Annotated in this window: 13 protein-coding genes; 4 read left to right on the top strand and 9 right to left on the bottom strand. The window is 73.3% G+C overall.

From position 1 onward, the window contains the following. Positions 1 to 83: 83 nt before the first annotated feature. The 6 genes from IE274_RS20175 to IE274_RS39545 form a co-directional block, all read right to left on the bottom strand. A complete protein-coding gene (locus IE274_RS20175; protein WP_190117223.1) occupies positions 84 to 1,535 on the bottom strand; it encodes a hypothetical protein in 1,452 nt (483 codons plus the stop codon). A gap of 270 nt (positions 1,536 to 1,805) precedes the next feature. Then, on the bottom strand, positions 1,806 to 2,966 hold the full coding sequence (locus IE274_RS20170; RefSeq protein ID WP_190117222.1) for a cobalamin B12-binding domain-containing protein: 1,161 nt from the start codon (positions 2,964 to 2,966) through the stop codon (positions 1,806 to 1,808). Positions 2,967 to 3,057: 91 nt separating this feature from the next. Further along, the gene (locus IE274_RS20165; protein ID WP_190117221.1) at positions 3,058 to 3,549 is read right to left on the bottom strand and encodes an ATP-binding protein; all 492 of its coding nucleotides are present in this window, start codon (positions 3,547 to 3,549) and stop codon (positions 3,058 to 3,060) included. After that, complete coding sequence (locus IE274_RS20160; RefSeq protein ID WP_372447103.1) at positions 3,546 to 3,896, bottom strand: STAS domain-containing protein; 351 nt, start codon at positions 3,894 to 3,896, stop codon at positions 3,546 to 3,548. Before IE274_RS20160 ends, IE274_RS20165 begins: the two co-directional genes overlap by 4 nt. 131 nt (positions 3,897 to 4,027) lie before the next feature. Next, complete coding sequence (locus IE274_RS20155; protein WP_190117219.1) at positions 4,028 to 4,498, bottom strand: hypothetical protein; 471 nt, start codon at positions 4,496 to 4,498, stop codon at positions 4,028 to 4,030. 193 nt (positions 4,499 to 4,691) lie between these two features. After that, positions 4,692 to 6,455: a PP2C family protein-serine/threonine phosphatase gene (locus IE274_RS39545; RefSeq protein ID WP_229909676.1), complete on the bottom strand. Its 1,764-nt coding sequence runs from the start codon at positions 6,453 to 6,455 to the stop codon at positions 4,692 to 4,694. Between the two features lie 383 nt (positions 6,456 to 6,838). Between IE274_RS39545 and IE274_RS20145 the strand changes: the two genes are divergently transcribed. Next, complete coding sequence (locus tag IE274_RS20145) at positions 6,839 to 7,600, top strand: calcium-binding protein (RefSeq protein ID WP_190117218.1); 762 nt, start codon at positions 6,839 to 6,841, stop codon at positions 7,598 to 7,600. Positions 7,601 to 7,714: 114 nt separating this feature from the next. Here IE274_RS20145 and IE274_RS20140 read toward each other — a convergent pair whose 3' ends face one another. Beyond that, the gene (locus tag IE274_RS20140; RefSeq protein WP_190117217.1) at positions 7,715 to 8,893 is read right to left on the bottom strand and encodes a glycoside hydrolase family 88 protein; all 1,179 of its coding nucleotides are present in this window, start codon (positions 8,891 to 8,893) and stop codon (positions 7,715 to 7,717) included. Between the two features lie 450 nt (positions 8,894 to 9,343). On the opposite strand from IE274_RS20140, the gene IE274_RS20135 reads away from it, so the two are divergent. Further along, positions 9,344 to 10,090: a chitinase gene (locus tag IE274_RS20135; protein ID WP_190117216.1), complete on the top strand. Its 747-nt coding sequence runs from the start codon at positions 9,344 to 9,346 to the stop codon at positions 10,088 to 10,090. A 90-nt stretch (positions 10,091 to 10,180) separates the two neighbouring features. Here the strand turns inward: IE274_RS20135 and IE274_RS20130 are convergent, their stop codons facing one another. Then, on the bottom strand, positions 10,181 to 11,632 hold the full coding sequence (locus tag IE274_RS20130; protein ID WP_190117215.1) for a PepSY-associated TM helix domain-containing protein: 1,452 nt from the start codon (positions 11,630 to 11,632) through the stop codon (positions 10,181 to 10,183). A 415-nt stretch (positions 11,633 to 12,047) separates the two neighbouring features. Between IE274_RS20130 and IE274_RS20125 the strand changes: the two genes are divergently transcribed. Both IE274_RS20125 and IE274_RS20120 read left to right on the top strand, forming a co-directional pair. Further along, positions 12,048 to 12,458: a luciferase domain-containing protein gene (locus IE274_RS20125; protein WP_443732147.1), complete on the top strand. Its 411-nt coding sequence runs from the start codon at positions 12,048 to 12,050 to the stop codon at positions 12,456 to 12,458. 597 nt (positions 12,459 to 13,055) lie between these two features. Beyond that, positions 13,056 to 13,256: a hypothetical protein gene (locus IE274_RS20120; RefSeq protein WP_190117463.1), complete on the top strand. Its 201-nt coding sequence runs from the start codon at positions 13,056 to 13,058 to the stop codon at positions 13,254 to 13,256. 113 nt (positions 13,257 to 13,369) lie between these two features. On the opposite strand, the gene IE274_RS20115 is transcribed toward IE274_RS20120, so the two are convergent. Continuing rightward, positions 13,370 to 14,275 carry a glycoside hydrolase family 16 protein gene (locus IE274_RS20115; RefSeq protein ID WP_190117213.1) on the bottom strand — a complete coding sequence of 302 codons (906 nt, stop codon included), beginning with the start codon at positions 14,273 to 14,275 and terminating at the stop codon, positions 13,370 to 13,372. Positions 14,276 to 14,441: the final 166 nt, after the last annotated feature.

Below are 14,441 nucleotides of genomic sequence, written 5' to 3'. Positions count from 1 at the left end.
TCCGGGGACTCAAGACGCGTCTGCCCCTCGCTCCCGGTCCCACACCTCACGATCCGGAATTGAGTCTCGCGTTCACCCTTCAGCTACCTCCTGACCTGGCCCGCGGCCAGGACCAGGCGCGCGAGTTCGGGGTGGAACACGTCGAAGTGCGCGCCCTGCGGCGGCACTCCGTCGCGGACGACGGCCGAGGCGTCGACGCTGACGTAACCCGAGCTCGGGAGGGCGTCTTCGGCGAGCGCGTCGGCCAGGGTGAGGGTGGGGCAGTGGTCGACGCCCTGCACCCCGTCGTAGCCGAGCGCGCCCCAGAGCCGGTCGGCCCCGACCAGGGAGGGCGACTCGCCGATCATGCGGGTGGCGAGCGGGAACAGCAGGCCCAGTTCCAGGTCGTGGTGCGAGTACGCGCACACCACCGGCCCCGCGACACTCTGTGCCACCCCGGCCAGCGCACCCCCGCCGCGCATCTGCTGCGGCAGGTGGGCGGCGAACGCGAAATGGGACAGGGCGGCCTGAAGCAACGTCATGGAGGCGGGCCTGCCCGCCTCCGTCTTGTGCCCCCGGGCGGCGTACGCGACGAGCCGGGCCCCGGCGCCGTGGCCGACGAGGTGGATCCGCGTGTCCGGCAGGGCCTCGGCGAGCCGTCCGAGGGCGGGGGCGAGCCCGGTCTCGCCGATCAGTCCGGCGCGCCGCCTGATGGCGTACGAGGTGGCCTGGCAGAGGAGTTGGTGCGCGCCGTCCCACAGCCGGTCGAGGGCGCGCTCGGACTCCGCGGACCCGAAGGGGCGAGGGCTGGGGGCGAGCGGGTCGGGCCGGGCGAGCCAGTCGGTGGGGGCGTCGGCCGGGCGCGGGCCCGCGGTCCCGGCCTCGGTCAGCGTTCCGGACCTCGAGACCGTGGGTGCCTCGGTGCCCCGGCCCGGCCGCTGGATCCGCTCGGGGCGCTGCTCCGCGCGTTCGGCCTCCTCGTGGGCCTGTGCCAGGGCGCGGGCGAAGCCTTCGCAGACGTGGGCGGTGCTGTCGAACAGCATCGCCGGGTCGGACTGGGGCAGCAGTTCGTCGCCCAGGTCGGTGGCGTAGGCGGCGATGTGGGCGTGCAGGGGTGCCTCGACGAGGCGCCGGAGCATCATGCCCACGTCGTCGACGGCGCCGAACCGCCGCGGTCGTTCGCCCACGAGGGAGCACAGGTCCGCGATGAGGTGGTCCCGGCCGGGGAACGTCCGGTGGAGCGCGGACTCGGTGGCGTCGGTGAGCCGCGGCTCCGGCGCGAACCGCATGCCGGGCCAGTGCACGCTCACGAAGCCCACACCGTCCGCCTCGGTCCCGCCGGTGAACAGGGCGCGGAAGCGGGCGTCGACGTCAGCGGTCGTGTCGGCGTCGTTGTGGGCGGTGTGCGCGAGGAGCACCAGGTGCCGGATGCCCGCCGCCCGTGCGGCGTCCGCCACGCGTGCGCACTGCTCCGCGTCCGCCTCGGTGCCGTCCGCGTCGAACTGGATCGCCCAGCGGGGCCGGGCGCTCTCCGGGTCGTGCTCGGAACTGCTCATGCGTTCCCCCGAGCCGGTGGTGGTCGCCGTGGAACCGGTGGCGGGTGCTGTGGGGCAGCATGCTCGTCCGGGGGCACGGTGGCTAGGGGCGTGCGGCTGGGGGTGTGGGCTCCGTTTGGTGCTCGTCCGCGGGGCGTCGGATGCCGGAGGCCGGAGGCAGTACACCGCAGACCGACGCCGCCGACTGCCGGGCGCCGGATAGCGGATGCCCGATGGCGGATGGCGGATGGCTGTACTCCGGAAGCGTCCGCCGTGTGCCGGACACCGTCGTCACTCCCCCGTCCCGCCCTGCCAGGTCCGCACGGCCTCGTGCCCCTCGCGGATCATCGCGGCGGCGCGCGGGAAGTCCCGGACCTCGGCGCTGAGGAGGTCCAGTGCGTGCAGCAGCGACTCCACCGGTACGTGGCGTGCGGCGAGGACGGCGGCGGTCCAGCGCCCGAAGGAGGCGAACAGGCCGGAGTCGTCGACGTACAGGGCCGCGCCGAGGAAGGCGACGATCTGGGAGACGTCCTCGGCGGTGTGCTGCTGTTGGGATTCGGTGTAGTCGAGGAGGGCGGGGAACCGGGCGCGAAGGCCGTTGAGGGTGGCCCGGACGAGTTGCGGTGCCGAGCGGCTGACCAGCGTGTACTCCTGGTCGAGGAGGTGCTTCAGCGGTTCGTCGGCGAACGGGGGGCCGACGGGACGTCGCGGTGGGCCCTCGGTGAGCCGCGCGGCGGCGGTGCGGGCGTCACCGGCCCAGAGGTCGGCGCCGAGCAGTTCGGCGTGGCGTCCGCCGGGGCCGAAGGCGGCGCCGCCCGCCAGGACGGGTACACCGGCGGCCCGGCAGGCGGATATCGCGGCGTGGGCGGTGGGCAGCCGGGTCACGAGGGAGCCGGACAGGGCCACCGCGTCGGCGCCGGTGTGGCGCAGATGGGCGATGAGGTGCGCGGTGGGGACCTGGGCGCCCAGGAAGTCGACGCGCCAGCCGCGCAGGGCGAGGACTTCGGCGAGGAGCCGGGCAGGCAGGGCGTGCCACTCGCCGTCCACGCAGGCGACGGTGATGCGGGATGGCCCGAGGGTGCCGGACGGGGCCCGGGAGCCGGACAGCGCCTGGGTGCCGGGCCGTACTCGGGCGCCCGGCGGGGCGTCCGGGCGCGGGGTGGGTGGTGTCCCGCCGGGTGGCCGGGAGAGCGCCGCGATGACGCGTTCGTTGATGGCGGTGGCGGCGTGTTCCTGGGCGACGGTCAGCTTGTTGACGGCCCATTCCTCGCCGACGCGGCGTTGCACGGCGCCGATCACGTCCAGGAGGACGCATTCGGCGTCGAGGCCGTCTTCGAGTGCGGCGAGGCCGGTGTCGGCGGCGGTGGACTCGTCGCCCGCCACGACCGCGTGCCACAGGGCGGCGGCCCAGGGGGCGGCTCGTCCGTCGGGGGCGGTGGCCGTGGGTGTCATGGGGACCTCCAGCGGGGGTGGCTGTGCGCCGGGGCCTGGCGGGTTGGGTCCGGGGGATGGTGCCGGGTGCGGGCACGGCGCGGGGCGCGCGTCAGTCGCGAGGGGCCTTCCAGGTGACGCGTACGGTCTTGCCGCCGGAGTACACGTACACGTCGAGCGTCGTCGTCAGCGTGGCGGCGAGCAGCATGCCCATGCCGCCGGTGCCGTCCTGGGTGTCGGGGAGGCGCGGCACGGGCGGCTGTTCGCTGGCATCGTCGATGTCGGCGACCAGGCCGTCGGGGTGCCCGTGGAGGCGCAGGCGCCACCAACCCGTGGCGTGCCGGAAGGAGTTGGCGCACAGCTCCGACACGACGAGCGCCACGTCGGCAGCGTCGACGGCGGGGCAGCGCACGGCGGCGTAGGCGCGGGCGGCCCTGCGGGCCCCGCCAATGCCGCAGTCCTCGGCGTCGACCGTCAGCAGGGCGGGATGGTCCCCGGCCGTGGGGCGCCATGTTCCGCGCACCGTCGCCCGGTCGCACAGCGGGCACGACATCATGATGCCGCGGGTCGCGTCGTACACGGTCACGTCCGGGAACTGGGTCATGGCGCGCACGCCTCCTCCAGGGAGCCGCACACCTGGAAGTGCCCGAGGATGCCCGTCAGTTGCAGCAGGGTGCGCAGCTGGGCGGGGATCGGGCCGAGGATCCGCAGGTCTCGGCGGCGGTGGGTGCGGATCAGGATGTTGAGCATCGTGGAATCCGCGAATTCGAGCCGGGTCACGTCCAGGACCAGGCGGAGCGTCAAGGGAACCGCCTCCACGGCGAGTTCGATGTCCGGCTCGTACTCGACGTCCATCTCCCCGACCACAGCCACCACCCGCACACCACGTCTCTCGTCGGCGTGAACCTCTACCGAGCACTGGGCCGCCGCATCTCCATGCGTCCACTGCATGCCGACAGTTTCGACCCGCCGGACACGGTCCACCCCGACCATCCCCTCATGGAGGACCCGTCGAATTCATGTCCGACGGTACGGCCTCTTCCGCTTAGCGTGCCGCAACGTTTCCGCACGTCGCGACGGCATCATGGCGTCACGGCGGCCTTCCGGGCCCGGAACTCCGCCGCACAGCCCGCCGCCACGGCGAGCAGCACCGCGGACAGCGCGAGAGCCAGCGCCCCCCAGTTCATCCACACGTAGTCGGGATCGCTGGAGTAGACGCTGCCGTCGTCGCGTACGCAGTCGAAGCGCAAGGGCAGGAGCGAGTACCGACTGTGCGAGAGACCCCGGACCGTGTCCGCGTCGAAGCCCTCCCGGCAGGCCGTTGCGGGCGTCGAGTCCGCGCCGTCGCCGACCGCCAGGTCGGCCGTCAGAACGGCGAAGAATCCCAGGGAGTAGACCGCCCCGGCCGCACAGGCCGCCATCGCCGCCGCACGGCGCAGCAGGTGCACCGGCCAGGGCTCGGGCCGACCCGGAAACGCCATCGCGGCGACGCCCACCGCGGAGATCAGCGCACCGAGGGCGCACACCGCGGGGACACCTGAATCCAACAGCACGCGCGTCACCCCCTCTCTTGAGCAGGCAGGGCGGCTGTTCCCTGGTCCGGCGGGGACAGCTGAGGGAGCGGGGCGGTACACATGGGGCCACCCCACCAGGCCCCCACCGGGCAGGCTGTGGCGGAAGCCACTCCTCCTGTCACAGCGGTGCCACAGGGAGCACTGGTCCCAGGGGCCCGGCAGTGGGGCACGGTCACCACGGCGGTCCTTGACGGCGCGGTACGGCGATGACCACCAGGCCGATGTCGTCGTGGCGCCGCCCGCCCAGCCAGTCGGCGACAAGCATCTGCACGCGTTCGGCGATCGCCTCCGGCGGCTGCCCGGCGCACTCCGCGAGGGCCGCGCGCAGCCGTTCCTCGCCGAACCGGTCGGTACCGAGCGGGCCGCCCTTGGCCTCGGTGACGCCGTCCGAGTACAGCAGGCAGGCCTCTCCGGGGCGCAGCGTCGTCTCGTACGTCCGCGCCGACACCTCCGGCAGGGCGCCGATGAGGGTGCCGTGGGTCGGGGCGGCGAGGATGCCCCCGCCGCGGCGCACGATGAGCGGCGGCGGATGTCCGGCGCTGGTCAGCCGGACGGCGACGGCATCGCCGCGACGGCTGACGGAGGCGAGCACGAGCGTCGCGAAGCGGCTGTGGTCCGTGCCGAGCAGGGCTGCGTTCAACACGCGCAACAGCCGCTGGTGGTCCGGTTCGAGCAGGTGCAGGGCGCGCAGCGCGGTGCGGATCCTCCCGGTCAGGGCGGCGGCCTCCAGGCCCTTGCCGCACACGTCGCCGAGGACGACGTGGGTCTCGCCGCCCGCCTCGGATGCGGGGCCGATGTCGAAGAAGTCGCCACCGACGCCGAGTTCGCCGTCGGCGGGGCGGTGCCCGACCGCGTACTCGACGCCGTCGACGCACCGCAGCCCGGGCCGGAGCGTGTCCCGGGTCAGCAGCTCGGCGACGGCCGCCTGCTCGGTGTGCAGCGTCGCGGCGGACAGGGCGGCCGCGGCGCGCACCGCGAAGAGGCGGGCGAGGGACTCGTCGTCCTCGGTGAAGGGCTCGGCTCCCGCTCGCCGTATGAGGACCAGCGCGCCGATGGGGGTGCCGCGACCCGGCAGGGGTGTGACCATGAGTGCGCCGGGGTCACCGAAACCGCTGGGCGCGTCGGCCGAGTCGGGAGCACCGGCGGAGTGCGGACCACCGCGCACGCCGGAGCCGCCGTCCGAGCCCGGACCGTCGAGGGACTCGGCGCCGCCACTCGCCCCCGAGCCGCCGAGCGCATCGGAACCAGTGTCCGGGCCCGACCCCCCGAACGCCTCGGGCAGCATCCACGAAGGCAGCGCCGCCGCATCCAGCCACCGCGAGGGAACCGGCGGAAACCCCTGCAACGCCTCCGCGAGCCCCGGCACCTCGGCGGCGTTCCCCGCGAGCCGCCCGTGCACCACCTCCCCACCGCGCCACGCGGCGGCCACCGGCGGCCGGGCACCCCGCCCCGCCCCGACGACCACCACCGCGTCGGCGAGGTGCCGCACCGCCAACAGCGCCGTACTCCCCCTGCACTCCCGGGGGTCGGTGCAGGCGAGCAGCGCGTCGGAGACGTCCGCGAGAAAGCGGGCGCGCTCGCGCTCGGTCCGCGGCACGTGCGGTGCAGACCCCTCGTCGGACTCTTCGCGCAGCCACCACAGCACGCCCGCGGTGTCGTCCGCCGCGGCGGCCTCGGCCCGGAGGGCCCGCCCGGCAATCGCACCGGCGGCCTGCCGGTCGCGGCGGGCGTGCGCGTCGGCGAGCCAGGACGGGGCGTGCCGCGCCAAGGGAGTTCCGGCGTCCACGCCGGGGAGCAGGGCGGTCGCCGCCGTGTTGACCCACCGGACGCGCCCGTCGACCCCGGCGAGCAGGAGGGGCCACGGCGCGGACTGCAGGGCGGCGCCCACCGCCCGCGCGGCGGTCTGCTCGGTCGGGGTTCTGGTGGCTCGTCTCACGTACCGGAACGCCGTGCCTCGCGGGCACTAATTCCCCTCACCCTCTCGTCACCCTCTCGGTCCTCGAACGGCCGCGCGCTCTTGCGCCGTGGAGGCCAACCTCCCGCGCCGTGGACGCCGACGATCCTCCTGATGGGCGCGCCGCACAATGCTCGCGGGCGGGCTCCGGTGCCCCCACCGGGTGCCGCGCGGGCGGAATGATCACTTCGGGCGACAGTCCGAAAACTCCTTCGAGTTTTGACATTCCGGGGCCCGAAAGGTTGCACGCCACGCGCGTGGCGATCAACACAATGATGGAGATGGCGTGAAGACCGTATTGTCATCGCGTTCACATCTCTCGCCGGGCACCACTTCTGACCCGGCATCATCCCGTGGGGGGATCCATGCGACACCGCACCCGCGTCGCCATGCTCGGCTCGGCCCTGGCCGTCGCCGCGGCCGGCTTCGCCGCGCCCGGCGCCGTGGCCGCGCCGTCCGGCGACGTCACCATCGACAAGGTCATCGTGAACGGCGGCAAGCCGGTCGTGCTCGGCACCACCGCCGGCAAGACCTTCACCGTCTCCGTGACCGCGTCGGACGACTCGGGCATCGAAACGGCCGACATCACGCTGTTCGGCGGCGGCGCCGGCCACGCCCTGCCGACGGGCAACCCGAAGTGCGTGGCGGAGAGCACGACGACGTCGACGTGCACGGCGAAGTTCACGCTCGACCCGGACACGGACTTCTTCGACAACGGCCCGGCCGGTGTCTGGTACGTCGACGCGCTGGTGACGGCGAACGACATCGACACCATCCTGGCGGAGAAGTCCGGTTCCTTTAAGGTCCAGCGCCAGGCCAAGCTGACGGTGAACGCCTCGCCGGAGCCGATCAAGAAGGGCAAGACGCTCACCGTGACCGGCGCGCTGACCCGCGCCAACTGGGAGACCAGCAAGTACGCGGGCTACTCCGGCCAGTCCGCGAAGCTGGAGTTCAAGAAGAAGGGCGCCACGGCCTACACCGCGGTGAAGACCGTGAAGACCGACAACAAGGGCAACCTGAAGACCACGGTCAAGGCCTCCGTCGACGGCTCCTACCGCTGGACCTTCGCCGGGAACTCGACGACGTCCGAGGTGAAGGCCACCGGCGACGCCGTCGACGTGATCTGATCACTCGGCAGTAGCGCTCTCTCACCGGTCGCCGGGCGTGCGTGGATCCACGCACGCCCGGCGATCGCGCTGTCGGCGCCCCGCGCCACCGCCCCGCGTCGGCCCGGCGCCCCGTCAGCGCGCGAGCCGGGCCAACTCCGTCCCCGCCAGCAGGAAAGCACCCACGCCGAAGTCCGCGGTGCTCTCGTACGTGATGGGCTGGCTCGACTCCGGCCGGTCGCCGACCTTCTGCACATGGCCGAGGAAGCCGTCGGGGTGCACCGCCGTGGCGACCATCCCGTTCCACGCCCGCGCGGCCACCGGCACATGCGTCGCCGCGTCGACGAGCCGCGCCGCCACCGCGTACGCCGTGCCGTACACGAAGAAGGACGTGCCGCTCGTCTCGGGCCCGGGCAGATGGGCCGGGTCGGCGAGGTTGACGTTCCAGAAGCCGTCCGGGCGCTGGACCTTCGCCACCGCCCTGACCAAGCGGGTGAGCGTGGCGCGGTACTCGGCGGTGTGGCGCTCGCTCGCGGGCAGCGCCTTGAGCGTCTTGACGTGGCCGCCCGCCACCCAGCCGTTGCCGCGCGACCAGAGGACCGCCTTGCCGCCGGGCGAGAGGATCCCGCCGGGCAGGAACCGCTTGTCCCGGTACCAGAGCCCCGACGTGCCCGCGTCGTACAGGCCGGGACCGCCCTCGGTTGTCCTGGTGTGGTGATACAGGGCAGACATCTTGTCCCAATAGCGCGGGTCCTCGCGCAGGGCGCCGAGACGGGCGAACGGCGGCATGGCCATGTGCAGGGCGTCGTCCCACCACCAGTCGTCGTTCTTGGCCGGCTGGTCCGTGAGCGTCATGCGCCGCAGACAGGTCTCGATCGCGGTGAGCTTGCCCGCCTCGGGTTCGAGTTCGTACAGGTCGAGGTAGGCCTGGCCCGCGCACTGGTTGTCGGCGTGCCGGGTGGTGACGCCGCCCTTGAGTCCGTACGCGTGCTTCTCCGCCCAGTGGCGGGCGTACGTGCGGTAGGGCGCGGCGCCGGTCAGGCGGTGCAGGGCGAGGAGGCCGCTGAAGAAGGTGGCGTTGGCCCAGCCGTTGTCACCGGGGTCGGTGTGGGCGCCGATCCAGTGGTCGGCGACGCGGCGCAGTACGCGGATGATCGCGTCCCTGGGCGGCAGTGCGGGGGCGGGGGCCGCGCGGTCGGCGGGCGCCGGGTGCGCGGGGGCGTCGGCCGCCAGGGCGGCGGTGGTCCGCCACGGTGACGCGAGCGCGGCGGCGGTCAGGGCGGTGCCGCCCACGAGCACATGTCGTCTACGCATGTGAACTTCTCCTTCATCCGTGGTCGCGCACCATCTTGAGGGTCACCTCACCGCGCTGTCCACGGGCGGTGCGTGACCTTCTGCGCCGCACAGGGCGATTCAACTATCCGACCCGCATGCAGAGTTACGCACCGGGAGTGGCGCGGCACGAGCCCGGCCGCACACCCGCCCCCGACCCCGACACCCCACCCGTCACCGCGACCGCGCGCCGTCCACCGACAGCCCCCTGCCGCCTCAATGGCCGCCGCAGGCCGCACCGTTCACACCCTTGACGCGAACACAGCCATCGGTATGGTCTAGTCCAACGAAGCGGAATCCCGCTGTCCGGCGGGCACTTGGCTGCCCATCCCCACCGTCCGGCTTGCGGCGGTCCGCGCTCCGACGCGCGGACCGACACCCACATCCGTACTTCGCACCGCCGTTCTTCGGCGTCCCCCCATGGAGTGAGCCATGCGATCTCGCATACTCGGAATACTGACCGCCACCATCTCCGCCGCCACACTGCTGACGCTCGCGTCGCCGGCATCGGCCGACAAGGCGGACAGTTCCGGCAAGCCCTCGTCCGGCAAGGCGGCCGCGGCATTCATCGTCAGCGAGTCCCAGTTCAACCAGATGTTCCCGAGCCGGAATTCCTTCTACACGTACAACGGCCTCACGGCGGCCCTCAGCGCGTACCCCGGGTTCACGAACACCGGCAGCGACACCGTCCGCAAGCAGGAGGCCGCCGCCTTCCTCGCCAACGTCAGCCACGAGACCGGCGGTCTGGTCCACGTCGTGGAGCAGAACACGGCGAACTACCCGCACTACTGCGACAAGACCCAGCCCTACGGCTGCCCGGCGGGCAACGACAAGTACTACGGCCGCGGCCCCATCCAGCTCAGCTGGAACTTCAACTACAAGGCCGCGGGCGACGCACTCGGCATCGACCTGCTCCACAACCCCGACCTGGTGCAGAACGACGCGGCCGTCGCCTGGAAGACGGGCCTCTGGTACTGGAACACCCAGAACGGCCCGGGCACCATGACCCCGCACAACGCCATGGTCAACGGCGCCGGATTCGGCGAGACCATCCGCTCCATCAACGGCAGCCTGGAGTGCAACGGCGGCAATCCGGGCCAGGTGCAGAGCCGCATCGACAAGTACAAGCAGTTCAGCCAGGTCCTCGGCGTGGACCCCGGCTCCAACCTGAGCTGCTGAGCAGCACGCGCGCAGAAGCGTCGGCGGCCCCTGACGGCCGCCGACGCTTCACGGGTTCCGGCGCCTGTGCGCCTCCGCCGCCGTGCGGGTTCAGACCCCGGCGGGGCCGTAACTCCGCTTCCCGCGCCGGTAGGCGATCTCCCCGAGCGCGATATCCACGGCCAGGAACGCCACCAGCGGAATCCCCAGGAGCGGTACGAAGTAGCCGAGCACCGCGACCGCCGCCATCAGCGGCACCAGGACGTACGCCGGAACGTGCTGCCAGGCCCCGCGCGGCAGCGGACGGCCGAAGGCACTGCCGCGCCCGCGCTGCCACCACATCCGGTAGCCCCACACGATCAGCAGGATCAGACCGAAGGCGACGCCGGCGAGGACGACCTGGTTCGCCAGGCCGAACAGGGTGCCGCTGTGCGCGTCGATCCCCCACCGCGTCAGCTTGGCGAGCACCGGATAGTCGTCGAACCTCAGTACGTCGACGACCTTCCCGGTCGCCGGATCGACGGCCGCCGAGTCCTGCTTCTCGGGCCAGCTCCGCTGGATCTCCTTGACGAGGTACGCGGACGAGGCGTCGGCGGGCGGCACGACCTCCACCGGCCCGGCGACCCCCTGAGCACGGGCCGCCGCGAGCACGGCGTCGACGCCGACGTCCTCCGCTCCGCCCTTCGACCCCTGCCCGCCGGACGCGCCCCCGCCGTGCTCGGCGTGCTCCCGCGCGGCCGGGCCACCGGACTCCCCCGCGGGCGCCAGGCTCGTCGACACCGCCGGCGTCGTCTGGCCGACGGCCTCCCGCAGGTCCCCGATGCTCTGTCCCGCGTACGTCGACCAGGTGAGCCCCGTGGCCGACAGGAAGATCAGCCCGGCGGCCGTCCATACGCCCACCGTTCCGTGCAGGGACAGCGTGCGGCGGCGGCCCGCCGCGCCCCGCACCTTGCGCCGGGCCCGGCGCCGCCCGAACCACAGCACCAGGCCGCCACCGGCGAGCACCCACAGCCAGCTCGCGGCGATTTCACTGTAGAGACGGCCCGGCTCGCCCAGGTGCAGATCTCGGTGCAGTTCGGCCACCCAGGTGCGCAGCGGCAGCGCTCCGCTGGAGCCGTACTGCTCCAGGGCGCCGCGCACGTCACCGGTGTAGGGGTTCACGAACACGGCGAGGGTGCGCTCGGGGTCGACGCCGGGGACGCCGGACAGCAGGACGCGGGTGGTGTCCTCGTCCCCGGGCGCCGGCCGGACCGCGCTCACCTCGCCCTCCGGGTGGGCCTCGCGGGCGGCGGCGACCTGCCGGGCCACGGGCAGCTTCCGGTCGCCGACGGGCACGGTCAACTCATCGGCGTACACCATCTTCTCGACCGTGTACGAACCCGCGTACAGCAGCCCCGTCACCGCGGCGACCAGCAGGAACGGCGCGATGAGCACACCCGCGTAGAAGTGCAGCCGCCGCACCAGCGGCCGGAGCGGGCCCAGGGCGAAGCGCCGTGGGGAGGGGTCCGGCGGTGGGGCCGGTGGCCCCTCGACGGGGGTGGGGGCGGTGGGTGCGGCGGGCATGTCGAGCTCTCCTGGGTGCCGGACGGTGGTGCGGGGCCGGTCGGGTGGTGACCTGGCCGGTCCAAGGGTCGAGCAGGGAGGGGGGTGAGTTCCCGGTGGGCTCTGTAACGTGCGTCACGCGTCGGGGCGTCGGCGCGCGCCCGGCCACGGCGCGCTCCCCCTGCCGGCGCGCCGGGTCCGGGTGATGACATGACCTCGTAGATCTTCATTTGAGATGGGGTGGCCGAGAAGCGCGTTCGTCACCAAGCGAAGCGTGAACAGGGGTAGTTGGCAGGGTGAAATCCGCGCGACGATGGCACCTATGACCGCGGCACAACGCGCCATGACCCAGCTGGAGTCGTGGCCGAACCTGGTAAGTGGCTCTTCCCGGTGCGCTGTCGGACGCTCCTTCGGGATCGTGGGGACGCCGGGAGCGATGCGCTACGAAGTCGTCCACTTCCACTCCGACGGAGCGGCCGACGTGTGCCTGACCCGCGCGGCCGTCGACCGGCTGCGCCCGCACCTGGCCCACAGCACTGCGATCCGGGTGCGCCCCGGGGCCTCGTGGATCACCGTGCTCCTCGACTGCGACATCGATGTGGCCCTCCTGCTGACCTTCGTCAGCGTCGGACTCAAGGCACACGACGACGACCGTGCCGTGGCCGACCGCACGGGCCGGGGCGGGGCGTTCGACCACTGCCCCGCCCCGCCGTGCGACTGGGAACCGCTCGCGTTCCGCCAACCCGCCCCGAAGGTCCCCGCCCCGGCCGGGCCTCCCGGTGTCGAGCGCCGGGGCATCCTCGCGACCTGGAAGGCGGTGGGGCGGCTCATCCCGCACGGCCACTGAGGCCTCGCGGGGGCGGTCGGCGTCGACGGCGGAACGCCGGGGCGCCGGTCGCCCACGCCGAGCCGAGCCGAGCCGTCCACCGCGCCCGGCGGTCAACGCCGTCCGGGCGCGCACTTCTGCCCGGGCGCCCGACCGCCCCATGCGTCCGGTCCCCCACGCGGCCGGTCCCCCAAGGCGCCCAGTCGCCCGAGCACCCAAGCCCCCCACACACCCGGCGCTCCCCGGCCCCGCCCCCAGGCACGTCCTGCCGCGCCCCGGCCAGCTCTCCCCAGCGCCCCCGCAACGCGCCGTTTGAGGCTCCGCCCTGCTCCGGCGGGCCGTCGCGCTCCCCGCCCGCACGGACGGAGCAGCGACTTCACGCCATCCGTGCCGGGTGCCACCATCCCCCATCCCCCGTACCGATGATCAATGAGCTTGTCGGACAGACACGTTCGTATGATCGTCGGTGACCTCCTGACCTGGTCCGATGTTGAGCATCACGAGGCGGCCGGAACGGCTGTTCTCCCGGGTGCCGGGCGCGCCGCAGGGCGACGCGCGACCCCGACAGGGCGAGGGATCAAGGAGCACGCAGTGAAGAGCAGTTGGACGCGCAAGGCCATGCGTGGGGTGTTGGCGGCAGCGGTGTGTGCCGTGCCGCTCACCCTGTCGACGGGCACAGCACACGCCGACGAGACCCACCACAGCGGCTCCCACACCGCCCCCGTCATCGGGCTGATCAACACCGGCCAGATCGACGACCCGTTGGAGGACGTGCTGGAGCACACCCTCAACTTCGGCGACGGCTACCGCTGGGACTGACCGGCACCCGGCCCCGTCCGCGCCGCGGTCGACGTTCCTGCCCGCTCACCCCGTCGAGATTCCACGGCGGAGTGAGCGGGCGGTTCCGTGTCGGCCGCGGCGTCGTCGTGACCTCACCGCCAGCCGTACGCGTACGCCGCCACCCACGTGACCTCCAGTTGCGCGCTGCTGCCGGGTGCGGCCGTCGGGCCCTCCAAGGCGCTCTCGTTCTGGAGGACCCAGGACAGGGGGCGGTCCGGGACGTCACGGGTGTCGTGGCCGACCTGGCGGCCGTCGACGAAGAAGCGGACGTGGCCGGGTGTCCACTCCGTCGACACGGTGTGCCACTCGGTCCAGTCGTCGGCGCCCTCGAACGAGCCCTGTTCGCCGCCGCCGCACGGGTGGTGGAAGGCACTGAGGGAGCCTGTCCACTCGCCCTCGGGGTGGTCCATCTCGCAGCCGCCGCCGTAGTGCAGCCACGCCGACTTGTAGCCGGGTGACAGCGCGGTGACCTTGATCCGCGCGCTGTACTTGCCGTACTTCATCTGCATCACGGCACGCGGTACGACGGCCGCCGCGTGGACGGGCCCTCCGTCGTCGGGCCGCCACATCCGGATGCGCATGCGGCCGTCGCCGTTCTGCGCAGGACCGATGCTCACCGTGTCCTCGGGGTGGTAGACACCGGCGACGGCACGATCGCGGTCGTTGGCGGTGTCGCGCCAACCCGTCGGATACGCCCACCAGTTGTCCCGGTACGTGCCGCGCAGCCCGCCGCAGTACGCGGCGGAGGTGTCGACGTGGTGGTCGCAGTCGCGGAACGATCCGAGCGGCACCCGGTCGCCGTCGAAGTCCTCCGCGAGGACCTGCCAGAACGGGCCGCAGTCGCCGCGTGGCAGCCCGGTTCCCGTGGTGCGGCAGAGGTCGGCGGAGCGCGGCGCTCCGTCCGCACGCGGGATGCCGAGCAGGGCCGCCAGCAACGTGGCGCCCACGGCGGCGACGAGTGCGGGTCTGCGGGTGCGCGGCGCTGCGTGTGTGCCCATCGCGGTGCCCTCCAACTTTCCGCCCCGGGTGCGGCGAGGTGCGCCGGGGGCTAGGCATCCTCGCCGTGCGGGCGGGAAATGGCCATACCGCGGCGGGTGCACGCGGTGGCGGGCTTGGCCCGGTTCGGCGCCGGGCGCGCGGGCGGGGCGTACGGCGCGCGGCGGG

The organism is Streptomyces flavofungini (assembly GCF_014650815.1).
Taxonomy (GTDB): Bacteria; Actinomycetota; Actinomycetes; order Streptomycetales; family Streptomycetaceae; genus Streptomyces; species Streptomyces flavofungini.
Note: the sequence above shows the minus strand (reverse complement) of the source record. Positions and strands in the feature narration are given on the sequence as shown.